This window comes from Halalkalibacterium halodurans (genome assembly GCF_005671335.1).
GTDB classification, from domain to species: Bacteria; Bacillota; Bacilli; order Bacillales; family Bacillaceae_D; genus Halalkalibacterium; species Halalkalibacterium halodurans.
On the sequence record NZ_CP040441.1, the window covers coordinates 3,275,518 to 3,292,143 of the forward strand.

Below are 16,626 nucleotides of genomic sequence, written 5' to 3' on the forward strand. Positions count from 1 at the left end.
GAGAATCACGACTGATGTTCCCTGCGATTTTGTCCTTGAACCATGACAGAAACTGTGTAGTGACGAATGCGCTCCATGACACGCTTTGCCTTTAATAACTCCGTACCACTTTTATCATTGTAAGCTAAATGCTCCTCCAACTCATCATAGTCATAGTTTGACGTGAATAGTGTAGGAAGCTTCTCCATGATCCGATATTGTAAAATGACACCGAGTACATCGTCACGAACCCAGCTTGTCATCGTTTCTGCTCCAATGTCATCAAAAATGAGCACTTGTGCATTTTTGACAAAATCGAGCTTTTGCTGGAAGGTTCCGTCTCCAATCGATTGTTTTAGCTCTCGAAAAAAATCAGGAACGTAGACGATGGTTGAGTCGATCCCACGGTCTTTTAGCTCGTTGGCGATCGCCCCCATCAAGAACGTTTTCCCGACCCCAAACTTCCCATAAAGATAAAGCCCCATCCCATCTTCACCTGGCTTCGCTGAGAGTGCAAATTCGAGCGCGCGATGACTCGCAATCGAACGTCCTGGTTCGCTTTCTACGTCGTCAAACTTCGCTTCGAGAATTTCTTTCGGAATGTAGAGTGACCGGATAAGAGAACGTTTTTTCTTTTCTCGCTCCTCCTCCTCTTTTAACGGACAAGGGGAATAGCTTAATTCAAGGCTATCACGCTCAACGTAGAGGGTCGGTTGGTAACCCTTCATCAAATTTGGACACTTTTGAAGCCCAGGACAATGTGCGCAGTGGCTTTGCTCTTTTTGGTATTCATACAGCTTAGACAAACCTTGCTCAAGTGTTATAGGGGATAAGGAAGGGTGTTCCTCCAGAAACAACTGAACATGTGGGCTGCGAAAAACCGCCTCTTTTAGTTGCGTAAACTGCTTTTCAAATGAACGGTTGCCCGTCATGTGTTTCAGCGATGATTGAATGGATTCCATCTACCCTTCCTCCTTCCATTGTTTTCGCTGGCGTCGTTCTTCCATCAGTCGCTCAAAACGACGTCGCTCTTCGTCTAAATCCATGGTGCTTGCTCCAAGATTCTCGCGGACCGCCGACTGTTGCTCCTGTAGGCGTTTCTCCTCCTCAATGAGCCATTTCGGCAGCTGATCACGGCGTGGATTTTTCTTTTTCACCGTTGTTTTCCCTGATGTCTTTGCACTGTCTTGCTTTTTCCATGTTTCCAGCTTTCGATGCTCTTCTTTTGCCAATGTCATCGCTTCTGTCACCGTCTTTACTTTTTTCCGTGCCCAGTGACCCGCAATTTTTTCGATTAGTGATTTGGATAGCTTCATGTCGTTACGCAAGAGCACATAGTCAAGCAACACGTTGACGACGCCTGGGAGCAATTGATAGTCCACAATTAAACTTTCGACGATTTTCAGATCGGCGAGAGGTACCTTTGCTCCATCGGATCGGCTTTCAAGCAATGTGAGTGGCGGCGTCGTTTCATATAAGGCAATTACTTTTTCTTCTTCTGTTTGAGGTTGCTGGTTCGCCATCGTCCGATGCTTAAGTGGATGAGTTTGCAGCGCTAACGTTGGGGGCTCATTGCCATGCTCTAGCTTGTACCATTCTTGCGTACGTTTGCGCAACTCTCCAATATCCACCTCATCATCATGAACAAGCGACTGCTGTAAAATCCGGCTCATCTGCAATGGCTCAATCCGATAGACGAATGCAAGGCGTAAAATCGTCTCCTTTACTTCAGGAGTAAGTGTATGCTCTGGCACGATAAAGCTTGATAAGTCCTTTTTCAACAGTTCAAAATCAAATGACTTCTCGGTGAAATGAAAAGATTCACCCTTACGTTCTGAGACAAATTGTTGGTGCTCATATAAGGCTAACGAGTCGACCATTTCTGATTCATGGTTTGAGACGATTTCAGAATGATGGAGCGAAGTAAACACTTCATCAAACCCATACGTCGTCTCGGTAAACGTTTCTTTATCAATAACATCTACAACAAACCGTTCCCGCAGTTTACGATATTGCGTTTTTCCGAGCTTGTTAAATAAATAAACACTCAGTACATCATTTTCAAAAAATTGTTGTGGCGGCATAGGAGGCTGTAACTCATATAAGTATGTCGTCACTCCGTCGGCTTTGGTTTTAAATGTTCGTAGAAGTCCAATCGCTTCAAGCTTTTTTCTTTCTTGAAAAATAGCAGGTAAATCGACGCCCATCATAAGCATGAGTTGACGGTGGGTTTGTTCTTCACTCCAATAATCATCTCGTTTTAACTCACTCCATAGCGTCATATATAAGCTGTAGGCGATCGAACCGACGAGCGGTTGGTACAAAAGGGTTAACACTTTTTGATGGACTTCATGCAAATAGTCTGCCGTACGCACCATATAGCGGTCTACAGGTAATAACTCTTTCCAATGCCAAGTCATGTCACTCACCTCCTTAGAGCAAAAAAGAGCTTGAAGCAAATTCGCTTTAAGCTCCTCGTTATCGATCGTCTCGTTCCATAAGTTCCTTCAGCTCTTGAATAAATACGTTGATATCTTTAAATTGTCGGTAGACAGAGGCGAAACGAACGTACGCTACATCATCCACATTGGCTAACCGTTCCATCACTAACTCGCCAATCTCTTTACTGTCGACTTCATTTTTCCCTTGACCACGAAGCTCCCGCTCCACCTCATTGACGATCCCTTCTAACGTTTCCAATGGGACGGGACGCTTTTCACACGCGCGAATCAAACCGCGCAAAATTTTATCTGAGCTAAATTCTTGCCTCGTTCCATCCTTTTTGACAACGATCAGAGGAACTTCCTCAATCATTTCAAAGGTCGTAAAACGATGGTTGCACGATTCACATTCACGCCGTCTACGAATGGAACGACCTTCGTGAGCTGGCCTCGAATCGAGCACCCTTGTTCCATTATGATGACAGGCTGGACATCGCATCGAATCATCTCCACTACTGCTTGTTAGCAGTCTTCCTTTTTACACGTGCTTACAGAAAATCTCTTTTAATCATAGTAAAAATGAAAAAAAGTGACAAGCCTTGTATAACAAAAAGAGCAGGATTCCTTATGTTAAGATAGGAGATTAGGCCCTTTATCCTTCAGCTATAGAAGCTCGTCGCCAAGGCCCGAACCAATATAAGGAAGCTCTTTGTCGAGCTGTTCATAAAGCGAGAGAATTCGCTTCTTACTATGTCCAAAATCAGACGGTAAGATCGTGTCTGTAGAACAAGAAAAGTCTACAGCCGTACGAAATGGCTTTACCATGACAATCGTTGCGACAAGCAGTGACTTTTGACCAGATGTGGACTGGGCAATCACTTCCCCGCGCTCTTGCTCTACCCGTTTTACCGTAAATCCTGATTGCTGCATCACCCGTTCAACAGCGGCAATCGCCTTATCTTTTGTTGTTTTGTAATAATGGGTTTGCAGCGAAGGATTGCTATGATGTTCGGTTGTCTCCGTTCGACTTGAAACAAGTTGACTCAATGTTTCACGAAATCCCACGTTCTTCACCAACTTTTTTATACATTATTGTTTATATCATACCATAAAGTTGACGAACAATGGGATTGAAACTTGTCCGTACGTTTATTTTAATCAAGTTATGAACGCCTTATTTAAAAATGGCTCGGCGTTTTAAACGTATAAAAAAGAGATGCGCTCGGCACCTCTTAGCATTCGTTTATAAAACCTTGACTTTTGGTTTTTCAAGCTGAATAGGACCCATACCCCTTGGCAGTTCCACTACTTCAGTCGTCGTAGCTTTCAACGCCTCAGCAATATAATTCGATGCGACGTTTGGATCAATTCGATCCCCACACGTATAAACGTCAATACTCGCATATCCGTGCTCTGGGAAGCTGTGAATCGTTAAATGCGACTCTGATATGATGACAACACCACTTACACCTTGAGGGGCAAACTTATGAAAGGCCACCTCACGTACTTCTGCTCCCGCTTTCAGAGCTGCATCAACGAAAACTTGTTCGATGAAGCTTAAGTCGTTCAACTTATCCACGTCACAACCCCAAAGTTCAGCAATCACGTGACGTCCCATTGTATCCATGAGTTGAATCCCCCTTTACAAAAAATTCATGCCTTCTCAAGCATGTAGGAACGTTTATTACACGGGGGAAAGTTAGTCCAAAGAGGTCCTAACCCTTTCTGTAGTAAACGTACTCCTATTTTGCTTTCGTTTCATGTTCACGGAAAATAGTATACTTTGTTTAATCCTTCTTTGCAATAACAACTTTTTCATTTTCTACGGTCACTTGACATCGTCCACTTTTTCCCGTTGAGAAGGCTTTGCTTATTGGGATTCAACTTATAGGATGACCACTTTTTTTTATGAATATGCCTTAGAACGCGATCACTTTTGCTGGCTTTTTAAGCTCTTTGGCGACGAGTTCGACTAAGTCGACAACTCGTGTGGAATACCCCCATTCATTATCATACCATGCGAGGACCTTCACCTGGTTTGTATCTTCCATCACCATCGTCGATAAACCATCAACAATGGCAGAGTGTTCGTTTCCATTAAAGTCAATCGAGACTAACGGCTCTTCTGTAAAACCGAGAATTCCTTTCATCGAACCTGCTGCCGCTTGTTTTAACACATGGTTCACTTTTTCTGGCGTCACGTCCGCTTTCACCTGAACTACTAAGTCAACAAGAGACACATTCGGGGTCGGTACACGTAAAGCCATTCCTGTTAGTTTTCCTTCTAATTGTGGTAATACTTTGCTGATGGCTTTAGCAGCACCAGTGGATGTCGGAATTATCGATTGACCACATGCCCGAGCTCGTCGTAAATCTTTGTGGGGATTGTCGATGTTTTTTTGATCATTCGTATATGCATGAACCGTCGTCATCATCCCGCTTTGAATTGTAAACGCTTCATCCAAAACTTTTGCTACTGGGGCCAAGCAATTCGTAGTACATGAAGCATTTGATATAACGTGATGCTCTTCTGGCTTATAGTCATTTTCGTTTACTCCAACGACAACGGTTACATCTTCATTTTTCCCAGGAGCTGTAATGATTACTTTTTTCGCGCCTGCTTCTAGATGATAACCTGCTGTCTCTTTTGTTTTAAATTTCCCAGTCGCCTCAACAACGATGTCCACTTCTAGATCTTTCCACGGAAGTACTCGAGGATCTCTAGAATTGACTAGCTTTATTTCCTTGCCATTAACAACAAGCGCATCATTTTTAATCTCAACGGTTCCTTGGAATGGACCATGAACACTGTCATATTTTATTAAATGGGCGAGGGTTTCAGCAGGATAGGAAGCGTTAATCGCCACCACATCAAACTGTTTGTTTTCTACCGCTTTGCGGAATACCATTCTGCCTATACGACCAAATCCATTAATCGCTACTTTCACTTTCATTGGAAATCCCCTCTCTTATTATGACATACTAATAATTCATTTATAATAAATAGTATATCACTTTTATTCGAAAAGGACGATTATTTCTTTAAATTTTTTTGAAATCCACTAAAACTTGGCGAATGCAGAGAGGATAGGAATCAGACCTGACGCCAAAGATAAATTTTTTCTTAAAATAAAAAGACCCCTGAAGACTATTGATCTTCAGGGATTACCTTCCAACGTTTTAAAATGTCAATAAGCTGCCTTTTTGTTGCATCCAATGTGCCCGAATTATCAATGATTGCATCGGCACGATCCCGTTTTGATTCAAGGGGGCGCTGTGAGCGAATCCGGTGAATCGCATCGTCCTTTCCCGCTTGATCTCGATTCATTAATCGCTGTAACTGTGTGTGCTCATCTACATAAACAAGGAGCACTTTTTCAACAAGATAAAACAAATTGCTTTCATATAGCAAGGGAATATCGAATACGATTGTCTTTTCCCCTGAACGAATCAACTGTTCTTTTTGCTGCTGCATTTGCCTCCGTACAGCTGGGTGGACGATTTCATTTAGGACGCGACGCTCTTCCTCTTGTTGAAACACAATCGATCCAAGGGCTTTGCGATTTAGCGTCCCGTCATCGTTTACAACCCCTGTGCCAAAATGGGTGACAATGGCCTCATAGGCTGGCATACCTGGTTCTACAACGTCACGAGCCACTTGGTCTGCATCGACAATTGGAAGACCTAACTCCTCCATCATTTTCGCTACACTGCTTTTTCCACTGGCAATGCCCCCAGTCAACCCAATCATCATCTTGATTCGCTCCTTCTACATCCACCTACATCATAAGATTAAAAACACCAATGAGAACTAATAACAAACCCGGTATGAAGGAAAAGCGCTTGATCCAATAAGAATCAGCAAAGCGATAACCACTTTTCATGCCAAGGCTTACGAACAGAGCACTCATCACCGCTACACTCACTGCCATATACAGTGGGTGGAACCCGATTAATGCCGCTCCGATTCCTGCACCGAAGGCATCAAGAGAGAGAGCGATGCCTAAAATAACCGCTTCTCTACCTGTAATGGCTCCTGAATTATCAAAATCTGCGACCATCGGCTTGCGTAAGATGCGAATCACGACACCAAGCATTTTAATTTCAAAATTTAAAATGACGTGATCGTCCTTCGTTTTATGCCCGTTCTTTGCAGGACGAAACGCTTGATAAAGCGCCCAGCAACCGATCAAAATTAAAATGATCCCGCCGAGAGACTCTGCTATAGCCGGTGATAAATACTGCTGAATCGTCATCCCGAAGCCCATCGCAATCAAAATGGAAACGGCGGAACATCCAGCAATAAATAGCAACGATTTAAAAGGGATTTTCATCTTCCTCAAACCGTATGTCAAGCCGACTCCAAAGCTGTCTAAACTAACAGCAAATGCAAGAGCTAGCAAGGAAACTAAATGGATCATGACATGAGCTCCTTCCTCTACTACTATCAGCTACGATAGTATATGGCAGGAGCCTATCCGAGGTACGTTATTTTTGGCATACAGAACAGAAATGTGTACCTCTTCCCCCAACGACCGTCTTCGTAATTGGGGTTCCGCACTGGCGGCAAGTTTCGCCCTTGCGTCCGTATACATCGAGTCGCTGCTGAAACATGCCCATTTCCCCTTGTCCGTTGACATACGATTTGATCGAACTACCACCAAGGTTCACCGCTTCCGTCAATGTATTTAAAATCGCTTGGTGGAGAATCTTCACCTCAGCAACGGTTACATCTTTCGCTAATCGTTCTGGGTGAATTCGCGCCCGAAATAGCGCCTCATCCACATAGATGTTTCCCAGTCCAACAATAATTCCTTGATCGAGCAAAGCCGATTTGATTTTGCGGGATGTTTTAGATAAGCGCTCGGTTAGAAGCTTGGCGGAAAACTGATCAGAGAACGGCTCCACTCCTAGTTTGGCCAAAGGCGGCTCCATTTGTTCCCTTCCGCTCTGAAAGAGGTGCATCGTTCCAAATTTACGGACATCTTGGTAGCGAAGCTCGGTGCCATCTCCAAAGACGAATCGAACGTGGGTATGCTTGGCTACACTTTCATTTTGTTGATACAACCCGTAGCGCCCTTCCATTCGCAAATGGCTCACTAGGGTATAGTCATCTAAGTGAAACAGAAGAAACTTTCCTCGTCTCCCCATGGAACGGATCGTTTGCCCTTTGAGCAGCCACTTAAATTGATCCACATCGTCAGGTCTTTTGATCATTTTCGCCCACCCGACATCGACTTGTTCAATTGTTTTCCCAATTACTAACTCGGCGAGGGTTCGCCGCACCGTTTCCACCTCTGGTAATTCTGGCATCTTCGTATCTCCTTACTCCAACTTACTTTGCATCATACCATGTGTCACCGCAAGCCACGTCCACCTTTAGGGGCACGCGTAATTCCACAGCTTGCTCCATAACAGAAGTCACAAGCTCTGTCATTTGCGCCACTTCTTCCTTCGGCACCTCAAAAATTAATTCGTCATGCACTTGCAACAGTAATCGGCTTTGCAAGTCTTCTTCGTCCATCCGACTCGCCATCTGAACCATCGCTTGCTTTATAATGTCAGCAGCTGTTCCTTGGATCGGTGTGTTCATGGCTGTACGCTCTGCAAAGCTACGTTGATTGAAATTGCGACTCGTTAAGTCAGGCAAATAACGGCGGCGCTTCAACAGTGTTGTCACATAACCCTTCTCTCGAGCTTCATCGATGACGTGATCGAGGTACTCCTTTACCTTCGGGTAGCTAGCAAAATAACGCTCGATGAACGTTGCCGCTTCCTTCCTAGTGATGCCAAGGTTTTGGCTCAGTCCATAATCGCTAATGCCATACACAATTCCGAAGTTGACCGCTTTCGCACTGCGACGCATGTTGGACGTTACTTCTTCCTGGCTAACATGAAATACGTCCATCGCCGTTTTCGTGTGGACATCCATATCTTCACGGAACGCTTCCATAAGCTTTTCATCTTCGGCAAAATGGGCAAGGACGCGCAATTCAATTTGCGAATAATCAGCAGCAAGAATGAACCAGTCCTTTTCCGATGGAACGAAGGCTTTGCGAATTTTACGTCCTTCCTCTAAGCGAATCGGGATGTTTTGTAAATTCGGATCTGTCGAGCTTAAGCGACCGGTTTGAGTTAGAGCCTGATTGAAGCGGGTATGAACCTTCCCAGTCCCCTTGTGAACAACTTTCAGCAATCCGTCAATATACGTAGAATTTAGCTTACCGAGCTGCCGATAGTGAAGTATGTGATCAATGATCTCGTGTTGCCCAGCTAGCTTCTCTAACACATCAGCAGACGTTGAATACCCTGTCTTCGTCTTTTTAATGACTGGAAGCTGTAACTTCTCAAATAAAATTTCACCCAGTTGCTTAGGTGAGTTTATATTGAATGATATGCCAGCTAATTCGTGGATCGTTTGCTCAAGCTCCTCAAGACGAGCATTTAAGTCCGCACCCATTTGCTCAAGCTGCTCAACATCGACTTTTACACCTGTTGTTTCCATTCGTCCTAAAATGACCGAAAGCGGCATCTCCAATTCGTTGAACAACCCTAGCTGCTCATTTTCTTTCAGCTTCTCTTCAACGTGCTCCTTTAATTGAAAAATCGCGTCCGCTTTCCGCGCCAGGTGTTCTCCTAGCTCTTTCTCGTCAGGAATCCGGCGTTTAGCCCCTTTCCCATAAACCGCCTCATCTTCATGCACGTGACCTTTCCGGTGATGTTTCGTCACATCGCTCACTTCATGAAACGATGTGGACGGGTCTAATAAATAGGAGGCCATTTGCAAGTCAAATGTACTACCAGCTAGTTCAATGTTTTTCCAGCCTAACGCAACGACCGCACGCTTCGCATCAAACAACCACTTCTCCTTGCGTTCATCCTTTAACCATTGAATAAGCGCTTCCGATCTGAGAGCTTCATCTGTTGGAATGTAATAGCAACCATTGTTATGGGCGATCGCCAGCCCTAAAATGTCGCCTTGATGGTAGTTCTCATCCAACACTTCCACAACAAGGGCAGCTTTATCCGCTAAATGCGCCTCTTTTACCTCACGAAGCGTTTCATAGTTCAAAGACTGGAGTTCTTCCTTTTCAATCCCTTCTCCGTCTGCATCGACTTTGTCGAGCAATGAGTTAAAATCAAGCTCCTTGAACAATTTCACAACTTCTTTTTTATCATATTCACCAAACGTAAACGAATCTGCGTCCAGCGTCACTGGGGCTTCCAGATAAATCGTCGCCAACTTCTTGCTCATAAGGGCTTGGTCACGATGTTCTTCCAGTCGCTCCTTCATCTTTTTCCCTGAAATTTCGTCGATGGACTCTAGTACTTTTTCAACCGAACCATATTCCTTTAACAATTTCAGCGCTGTCTTTTCTCCGATGCCTGGAACGCCCGGAATATTATCCGAACTATCCCCCATGAGACCTTTCATATCAATAATCTGCTCTGGTGTAATTCCATATCGTTCTTCAATGCCTTTTTCATCATAGACATCAATCTGTGTAATTCCTTTTCTCGTCAAAGCGACCGTCACATGGTCAGACACGATTTGCAACAAGTCTTTATCACCGGTAAAGATTTTCACTTCAAAGTTTTCTTGACTCGCCTGTTTTGCCAATGTACCGATGAGATCGTCCGCTTCAAAGTTTTCCACTTCAACACGGGCAATGTTAAACGCATCCAAGAGCTCGCGAATGAGCGGAAATTGCTCTGAAAGCTCTGGCGGCGTTTTTTGCCTTCCACTTTTGTACGCATCATATGTATCATGCCTAAATGTGGTCTTACCCGCGTCAAAAGCAACAACCATGTGAGTTGGCTTTTCGTCTTCCAACACCTTTAACAGCATCATTGTAAATCCATACACGGCATTCGTATAAACACCTTTATCGTTATTAAGCAATGGCAATGCAAAAAATGCGCGATACGCAATACTATTTCCATCGATCAGTACTAGTTTTTTCAAACGAAACGTACCCCTCTCTTGATCATGTTCAAGTCGTTTATCCACTTAACTGGCGCTAAGGCTCCCGCTTCAAGCCTTGAGGCAACAAGAAAGCCGAAGATCGTCAGTCTGTGCAACCAGCATCTTTCTGGCGTCAGTTACAAGTGAGTGAAAAACAGACTACACTCTCCACGTCCTATGAAAATTTCTGTGTAACCACATCGTGTGTGTCACATTTAGTGAGGGGACAACAACCCCCACTGAATGAAGTTTTCACCTTATTTTATCACATGAAGGATTTGAAAGAAAAAAGCTAGCAAAGAACAATCTCCGCTAGCTCAGTCTGTGTACCCCATCAAGATTCTTGCGTAAGGGGAATCGGCTGGTAACACGATAACCGTCTGATCCCCGATCGTTTTTTCATAGGAAAGCAACGTGCGGTACAGTTGGTAAAACTCTGGATCACGTCCGAAGGATTCGTTGTAGATTTCTGCAGCCTCGGCCTCACCAGCACCGATAATTTCTTCAGCATCCGCTTTAGCCTTGGCTAAGATTTCCGTTACTTCCTGATCGGTTCTTGCGCGAATCCGGTTCGCTTCAGCATCCCCTTGAGACAAGTAATCTTGGGCGATGGACTCCCGCTCCGAAATCATCCGCCGATAGACCGCCTCTTCGTTTTCCTTAGGTAAGTCCGTTCGCTTCATACGTACATCAAGTAAGACAATGCCTAAATCTTGGCGTTCAAGTGAACTGTTTACTCGTTCCTTTACTTGCTGATTGAAGTCTCCCCTAGAGTTTTCCTCTTCGTTAATGATCTCATCAAACTCTAACTGTCCAAGCTCAGCCCGAATCGCTGAAAAAATTTGCTCCCCTAAAATAGCTTCCGCTCCTTGGAGAGATCCTACATTGGAAATCATTCTGAGCGGATCCTCGATGCGCCATAGAGCGTAATGATCTGCCAGCATCCGTTTTTTATCACGCGTGTTAATTTCCGCTGGGGGAATGTCATAGATCATTTGATATTTCGGGAGTGTACTGACACTTTGAATGAACGGAATTTTAAATTTTAGCCCTGGCTCGCTTTCAACGCGAACGACTTCTCCGAACTGACGCACCACTTTATATTCGCCCTGCTCGACGATAAATAAGTTGGAGAGGATAATTCCAACAATCCCGATTAACAAAACGGCGACAGACCCTAGTTGAACATATTTACGAAGCTCCACCGGTGGCCGCTTTTCATCGAAGTTAATGATTTTGTCATCACTCATTGTTCGTCCCCTCCTCTACAGGTGCTTGTTGCTGACGTTCCAACGGGCGGATCGGCAAATAATTAATCGTATCGTTATTGCTATCCATAATGTAAATTTCCGTGTCCGGTAAAATGGACTCTAACGTTTCAAGAACGAGACGTTGACGGGTAACGTCAGGATTCACTAAATATTCTTCGTATAAAGCATTAAATCGGGCCACATCCCCACGGGCGGTCTCGATCCGGTCCGCTCTCTGCCCTTCCGCTCTTGAAATAATTGCGTCTTTTTCACCCTCAACTTCGTTCGTTTCTTGATTTCGGTAACGATTCGCCTCGTTAATTTTCGTTAAGCGTTCTTCACGAGCATCCGTTACATCGGTAAACGCACGTCGTACTTCTTCCGTCGGTAGCTCTACGTCTTGTAGCTTCACATCTGAGATGCTGATGCCAATTTGATAAAGATCCATAAGTTCGACTAACGATTCAAAAATATCAGCTTCAATGGTCGGACGTTCGTCGGTTAATGCTTCATCAACAGATGCACTTCCAATAACGCTGCGCAAAGCTGAAGATGTGGCATTATATAATAGCTCTTTCGGATCCTCTGTGCTATATAAGTATTGCTCTGGGTCTGTGATTCGCCATTGAACAGCTAAATCAGCAAACACGATATTTTCATCACCAGTGATCATTTTCGCCTCATCTGTAAATTCAACGACTTCTCCTTCATCTTCTTTATAACCGACTTGCAAGTTAAAGGTTCCTCTTGGTAAAATCTCGACCTTTTGGATCGGCCACGGCATTTTGAATTTAAGTCCTGGCTCGTCAATGGTTTCCTCTACTTTTCCGAACGTGATCAAAGCAGCTTGTTCCGTTTCATCGACTATGTACCAACCTGTGACGAGAAATAGCCCAAGAATCGCGGCGCCGATAAGCGAGAAAAAACCTACTACTAATTGCCGAATCGTCATTTGCAGTCCCCCCTGTAAAATCATTTTCTATATGTACGTATGAAACGAACACTTTGTTTCATGTTTGGAAACTTGGCGGTGGCAAAGCCTTATCTCTAATAACTAGTGAAAATTGCTTCTTCTTTCTACCATGGACCCTATATGATAAGCAGCTGCCAGTGCCTTCCCAATTCTATTATAATACAACTTTAGAAAACCGGGGGGTAGAAGTGATGTTGTGAAGGAAAGTTTATAAGCGAAAAGAGGGACGAAAGCTTCAGGGGGTGCTTTCGTCCCAACACAAGGGGATGTGTTATTGCTTGTAAACCAATTGCAGGGATGAGAAGAGCAATCAGCTTACAACGGCATTGATGAAACCGTTCAATGGTTATCATAAGGTATCAAAGTTAACCTTGCATAAAGGACTTGTAAAAAATGTGTAAAGCTCATGACTTTTCTTCATCATCACGGTAGCGATGGAACTGAATCGTAAAGGTTGTCCCTTTTCCCAATTCGCTCTCCACGAGGATTTTTCCTTGATGGGCTTCTACAAGGTGCTTCACGATCGCAAGTCCAAGTCCAGTTCCTCCAGAGTTTCGACTTCTTGCCCGGTCCACCCGATAAAAACGTTCAAAAATACGTGGAATTTCAGACTCTCTGATGCCAATGCCTGTATCGTTTACCTCAAATTCGACCACATCCCCATGATCTTTCAGGGCCAAATCGATTCGTCCCCCATTCGATGTGTAAGTGATCGCATTGTTGACTAAATTAATCGCAATTTGCTTTAATCTTTCGGGATCCCCTTCGAGATCAAATGAACCCTCTGCCGAGAGGGAGATGTCAATCCCTTTCTCTTCTGCTTTCCCTTTCAACAATGTCATAACTTCACTAACCACTGCGAATAAATTTGTCTGTTGCCAATTTAACTGAAAATAGTTTTGCTCGATTTTGGAAAGCTCTAATAAATCGTGAATGAGGCTTTGAAGTCGCTCACTTTCCTTCCAAATAATGTGAAGAAACTGATCTCTGAGCTGTTCATCATGCATTGCCCCATCGAGCAGTGTTTCCGTAAATCCTTTGATGGAAGTCACTGGAGTTTTTAACTCATGAGATACGTTCGCTACAAAGTCTTTTCTAACTTGCTCAAGCTTTTTCAATTCGGTAATGTCATGGAAGACAAGAGCAATTCCTTTTAATTTTCCATTTTCCCTAACAATGGGGGCTCCGTGTACATCAAAATGTCGGTATTCCAGATGGATCGGCAGTTTCACTTGTCGCCGTTGCCGCTTTTCTGTTAAAAAGATATCTTGGACGATTTTAATGATTTCTTTATGCTTGATCACATCATGATACAATTGGTGGAGCCAAAGATCCGTATCTTCTTGGAAAATATCGTGGCATGTCTTGTTAATTAGAGAAATATCGCCTCGCGTGTTAATTAGAATAAGGCCGCTTCCCATATTTTCAATGAGCGTTTCTAGACGTTCTTTTTGGACTTGATGGCGCTTCGTCAACTGCTCCAAATTATAGGCCAACACATTGATGGAGCGATTTAATTGTCCAACTTCATCACGACTTTCCTCTGACGTCCGCGCTTGGTAATCCCCTTCGGCTAATTTGTTGGCCACGACGGTCGCACTCTCAATCGGGCGAATCATTTGGTTGGCAATGCGATAGGTGACAGAAACGATCACTAAAAACGCGATCGTAAAGCTCACAATGAGGATGGCCCAAAGCGTGCGATTAACAGAGTTCACCGCTTCAATTGGGAGCCCTAAGCGCACATAGCCAATGGTTTCATTCGCTTCATTTTGAATCGGAACAGCATAGAACAATAATTCCGTTTCGACGGTCGTGCTGTAACGGACAATGCCTTCCTCAAGCTCAGTGAATTCCGGTCGATCGGCATGGTTTTCCATTTCCGCAGGGTCAGCTGCTGATTCTCCAACGACCGTACCATCTGCTAAAATGATCGTTACACGAGCATCTAGCTTTTGACTAATTTCCTCTGTTAGCGTCTGAACTTCATTGAATAAGACTGCCTCATTTTCAACCATCGAAGCTGCTAGGTACGTCTCCTTTTTGAGCCGATCAGTCAAATTTTCTAAATAAACATTTTTAAAGATTTGCCCGATGACAAGACCTAGTCCTGCCATCACAAGAAGGGTGACGGTAAGCACAGCCAACACAAGACGGTAGCGAAATTTAGTCATTCAACTGCGGCTCCTCTAGCTTATAGCCTAAGCCACGAATCGTTTTAATGTAAATCGGCTTTTTCGTATTTGGTTCAATCTTTTCTCTTAAATGACTAATGTGCACATCCACAATTCGAGTATCACCAACGAATTCATAATTCCAAACCGCATTCAGCAGTTGATCCCTCGTAAGCACTCGACCTTTATGATTCGCTAAATAAAGAAGAAGTTCAAATTCTTTTGGTGTTAACTCAAGAGGCTGACCTTTTAAGTAGACTTCGTAATTATCAGGGTAAATTTCCACGTTGCCGAATGATAGGGTTGAAGTGGAACGGCTATTGTCTTCATGGTTATTTTGAGCATGTCCCACTCTCCGTAAAATGGCGCGCACTCTCGCCACAACCTCTCGGGGACTGAAAGGCTTTGTCATATAATCATCGGCTCCTAGCTCCAGCCCAAGAACTTTATCAAATTCGTCGTCTTTTGCAGTCAGCATAAGGATCGGGGTCATCACTTTACTTTGGCGGAGTTGTTTACATACATCGAGTCCATCCATTTCAGGTAACATGAGGTCTAAAATAATAAGATCGAACGTTTGCCTCTTAGCTAGTTGTAGCCCAGAAGCTCCATCCATTGCTGTCACGACCTCGTAGCCTGACTGTTCAAGATTAAACTGCAATAACGTCACAATTGATTCTTCATCGTCTACTACTAACAATCTTTGTGTCATTCACTCAAATCCTCCATCAGCATATTTGAACGGTTTCCCCAAATCCCCTCTATCTAACACTTAGTATACCAAATAAACAGATGCGATCCCATGAAGGCTTTTCTCACCTTATAGAAAATATCTTTTATACTAGAAAAACTCCTGAAGTGATTTCCTTCAGGAGCCTCTCTCTATGCGCTACTATTATTCTTTTGGTAGTGCCGACATGACGTTGCGAACAGATTCAATGGACTTAGCAAAGGTCGCTTTCTCTTCATCGGTTAGATCAAGCTCAATAACCTTTTCAATGCCGTCTCCGCCAAGAATCGTCGGAACTCCAACATAGATATCTTCATATCCATACTCACCTTCAAGGTAAGCAATCGTTGGAAGGACGCGTTTCTTATCTTTCAGAATGGCTTCGACCATCTCTGCAAGTGAAGCGGCTGGTGCATAATAAGCACTGCCATTTCCAAGCAAGCCGACAATTTCACCGCCGCCTTTGCGCGTACGTTCCACAATCGCATCGATGCGCTCTTGTGGAAGGAGCTTTTCAAGCGGAATCCCACCTGCATAGGAGTAACGAATCAATGGCACCATGTCATCCCCGTGCCCCCCAAGAACAAAACCTGTAATATCTTCAACAGATAGGTTAAGCTCTTGGGCGACGAACGTACGGAAGCGTGCCGTATCTAGAACGCCCGATTGACCGATGACGCGGTTTTTCGGGAAACCAGATTCTTTATAAACGGTATAGGTCATCGCATCTGCTGGGTTCGTTAAAACAATAATGTAGGCGTTTGGTGAATGTTTCACCACTTCTTTCGTAACAGCCTTCATAATTCCCGCATTTGTTGATACGAGATCATCGCGGCTCATACCAGGCTTACGAGCAATTCCAGCCGTAATGACAACCACATCAGAATCCTTCGTATCTTCATAGCTAGACGTACCTGTGATGTTCACATCAACCCCTTGAACCGGCGTTGACTCGAGCATATCTAACGCTTTTCCTTTAGTCGGACCTTCCATTTGCGGAATATCCACAAGAACGACATCACCTAATTCCTTTTGAGCAACCATTAGCGCTGTCGTAGCACCTGTGAAACCCGCCCCAATAACGGAGACCTTTCTGCGTTTAATTGCCATCTT

Annotated in this window: 15 protein-coding genes; all 15 read right to left on the reverse strand. The window is 44.0% G+C overall.

Annotated features, from left to right (window positions below; all coding sequences use genetic code 11):
• Window positions 1-5 precede the first annotated feature (5 nt).
• Complete coding sequence (gene dnaI / locus FED51_RS15955) at window positions 6-941, reverse strand: primosomal protein DnaI (protein WP_010899287.1); 936 nt, start codon at window positions 939-941, stop codon at window positions 6-8.
• Complete coding sequence (locus tag FED51_RS15960; RefSeq protein ID WP_053430537.1) at window positions 942-2,399, reverse strand: replication initiation and membrane attachment family protein; 1,458 nt, start codon at window positions 2,397-2,399, stop codon at window positions 942-944.
• Window positions 2,400-2,457: 58 nt separating this feature from the next.
• Window positions 2,458-2,919, reverse strand: a complete 462-nt coding sequence (gene nrdR, locus FED51_RS15965; protein WP_010899289.1) for a transcriptional regulator NrdR — start codon at window positions 2,917-2,919, stop codon at window positions 2,458-2,460.
• 164 nt (window positions 2,920-3,083) lie between these two features.
• Complete coding sequence (locus FED51_RS15970) at window positions 3,084-3,485, reverse strand: DUF1499 domain-containing protein (RefSeq protein ID WP_010899290.1); 402 nt, start codon at window positions 3,483-3,485, stop codon at window positions 3,084-3,086.
• Between the two features lie 178 nt (window positions 3,486-3,663).
• Complete coding sequence (gene speD, locus FED51_RS15975; RefSeq protein WP_053430536.1) at window positions 3,664-4,047, reverse strand: adenosylmethionine decarboxylase; 384 nt, start codon at window positions 4,045-4,047, stop codon at window positions 3,664-3,666.
• A 292-nt stretch (window positions 4,048-4,339) separates the two neighbouring features.
• On the reverse strand, window positions 4,340-5,374 hold the full coding sequence (locus FED51_RS15980; RefSeq protein WP_053430535.1) for a glyceraldehyde-3-phosphate dehydrogenase: 1,035 nt from the start codon (window positions 5,372-5,374) through the stop codon (window positions 4,340-4,342).
• A gap of 194 nt (window positions 5,375-5,568) precedes the next feature.
• Entirely contained in the window at window positions 5,569-6,174 is a 606-nt protein-coding gene (gene coaE, locus FED51_RS15985; RefSeq protein ID WP_276403780.1) for a dephospho-CoA kinase, read from the reverse strand.
• Window positions 6,175-6,199: 25 nt separating this feature from the next.
• Entirely contained in the window at window positions 6,200-6,841 is a 642-nt protein-coding gene (gene ytaF / locus FED51_RS15990; protein ID WP_010899294.1) for a sporulation membrane protein YtaF, read from the reverse strand.
• 67 nt (window positions 6,842-6,908) lie between these two features.
• The gene (mutM, locus tag FED51_RS15995; protein ID WP_010899295.1) at window positions 6,909-7,733 is read right to left on the reverse strand and encodes a DNA-formamidopyrimidine glycosylase; all 825 of its coding nucleotides are present in this window, start codon (window positions 7,731-7,733) and stop codon (window positions 6,909-6,911) included.
• A gap of 22 nt (window positions 7,734-7,755) precedes the next feature.
• On the reverse strand, window positions 7,756-10,386 hold the full coding sequence (polA, locus tag FED51_RS16000) for a DNA polymerase I (RefSeq protein ID WP_053430533.1): 2,631 nt from the start codon (window positions 10,384-10,386) through the stop codon (window positions 7,756-7,758).
• A gap of 317 nt (window positions 10,387-10,703) precedes the next feature.
• Entirely contained in the window at window positions 10,704-11,636 is a 933-nt protein-coding gene (hflC, locus tag FED51_RS16005) for a protease modulator HflC (protein ID WP_053430532.1), read from the reverse strand.
• Complete coding sequence (hflK, locus tag FED51_RS16010; RefSeq protein ID WP_010899298.1) at window positions 11,629-12,588, reverse strand: FtsH protease activity modulator HflK; 960 nt, start codon at window positions 12,586-12,588, stop codon at window positions 11,629-11,631. Before hflK ends, hflC begins: the two co-directional genes overlap by 8 nt.
• A 425-nt stretch (window positions 12,589-13,013) precedes the next feature.
• Window positions 13,014-14,783 (reverse strand): two-component system histidine kinase PnpS, encoded by a 1,770-nt coding sequence (gene pnpS / locus FED51_RS16015; RefSeq protein WP_053430531.1) that lies wholly within the window; start codon window positions 14,781-14,783, stop codon window positions 13,014-13,016.
• Entirely contained in the window at window positions 14,776-15,495 is a 720-nt protein-coding gene (locus FED51_RS16020) for a response regulator transcription factor (RefSeq protein WP_053430530.1), read from the reverse strand. Before FED51_RS16020 ends, pnpS begins: the two co-directional genes overlap by 8 nt.
• Before the next feature lie 183 nt (window positions 15,496-15,678).
• The gene (gene mdh / locus FED51_RS16025; RefSeq protein ID WP_053430529.1) at window positions 15,679-16,623 is read right to left on the reverse strand and encodes a malate dehydrogenase; all 945 of its coding nucleotides are present in this window, start codon (window positions 16,621-16,623) and stop codon (window positions 15,679-15,681) included.
• Between the last annotated feature and the right edge of the window lie 3 nt (window positions 16,624-16,626).

What these genes read in the sequence shown, in the direction of transcription:
- dnaI (WP_010899287.1), bottom strand. Translation starts at nt 941, where the DNA reads ATGGAATCCATTCAATCATCGCTGAAACACATGACGGGCAACCGTTCA.
- FED51_RS15960 (WP_053430537.1), bottom strand. Translation starts at nt 2,399, where the DNA reads ATGACTTGGCATTGGAAAGAGTTATTACCTGTAGACCGCTATATGGTG.
- nrdR (WP_010899289.1), bottom strand. Translation starts at nt 2,919, where the DNA reads ATGCGATGTCCAGCCTGTCATCATAATGGAACAAGGGTGCTCGATTCG.
- speD (WP_053430536.1), bottom strand. Translation starts at nt 4,047, where the DNA reads ATGGATACAATGGGACGTCACGTGATTGCTGAACTTTGGGGTTGTGAC.
- FED51_RS15980 (WP_053430535.1), bottom strand. Translation starts at nt 5,374, where the DNA reads ATGAAAGTGAAAGTAGCGATTAATGGATTTGGTCGTATAGGCAGAATG.
- coaE (WP_276403780.1), bottom strand. Translation starts at nt 6,174, where the DNA reads ATGATGATTGGGTTGACTGGGGGCATTGCCAGTGGAAAAAGCAGTGTA.
- ytaF (WP_010899294.1), bottom strand. Translation starts at nt 6,841, where the DNA reads ATGATCCATTTAGTTTCCTTGCTAGCTCTTGCATTTGCTGTTAGTTTA.
- mutM (WP_010899295.1), bottom strand. Translation starts at nt 7,733, where the DNA reads ATGCCAGAATTACCAGAGGTGGAAACGGTGCGGCGAACCCTCGCCGAG.
- hflC (WP_053430532.1), bottom strand. Translation starts at nt 11,636, where the DNA reads ATGAGTGATGACAAAATCATTAACTTCGATGAAAAGCGGCCACCGGTG.
- hflK (WP_010899298.1), bottom strand. Translation starts at nt 12,588, where the DNA reads ATGACGATTCGGCAATTAGTAGTAGGTTTTTTCTCGCTTATCGGCGCC.
- pnpS (WP_053430531.1), bottom strand. Translation starts at nt 14,783, where the DNA reads ATGACTAAATTTCGCTACCGTCTTGTGTTGGCTGTGCTTACCGTCACC.
- FED51_RS16020 (WP_053430530.1), bottom strand. Translation starts at nt 15,495, where the DNA reads ATGACACAAAGATTGTTAGTAGTAGACGATGAAGAATCAATTGTGACG.
- mdh (WP_053430529.1), bottom strand. Translation starts at nt 16,623, where the DNA reads ATGGCAATTAAACGCAGAAAGGTCTCCGTTATTGGGGCGGGTTTCACA.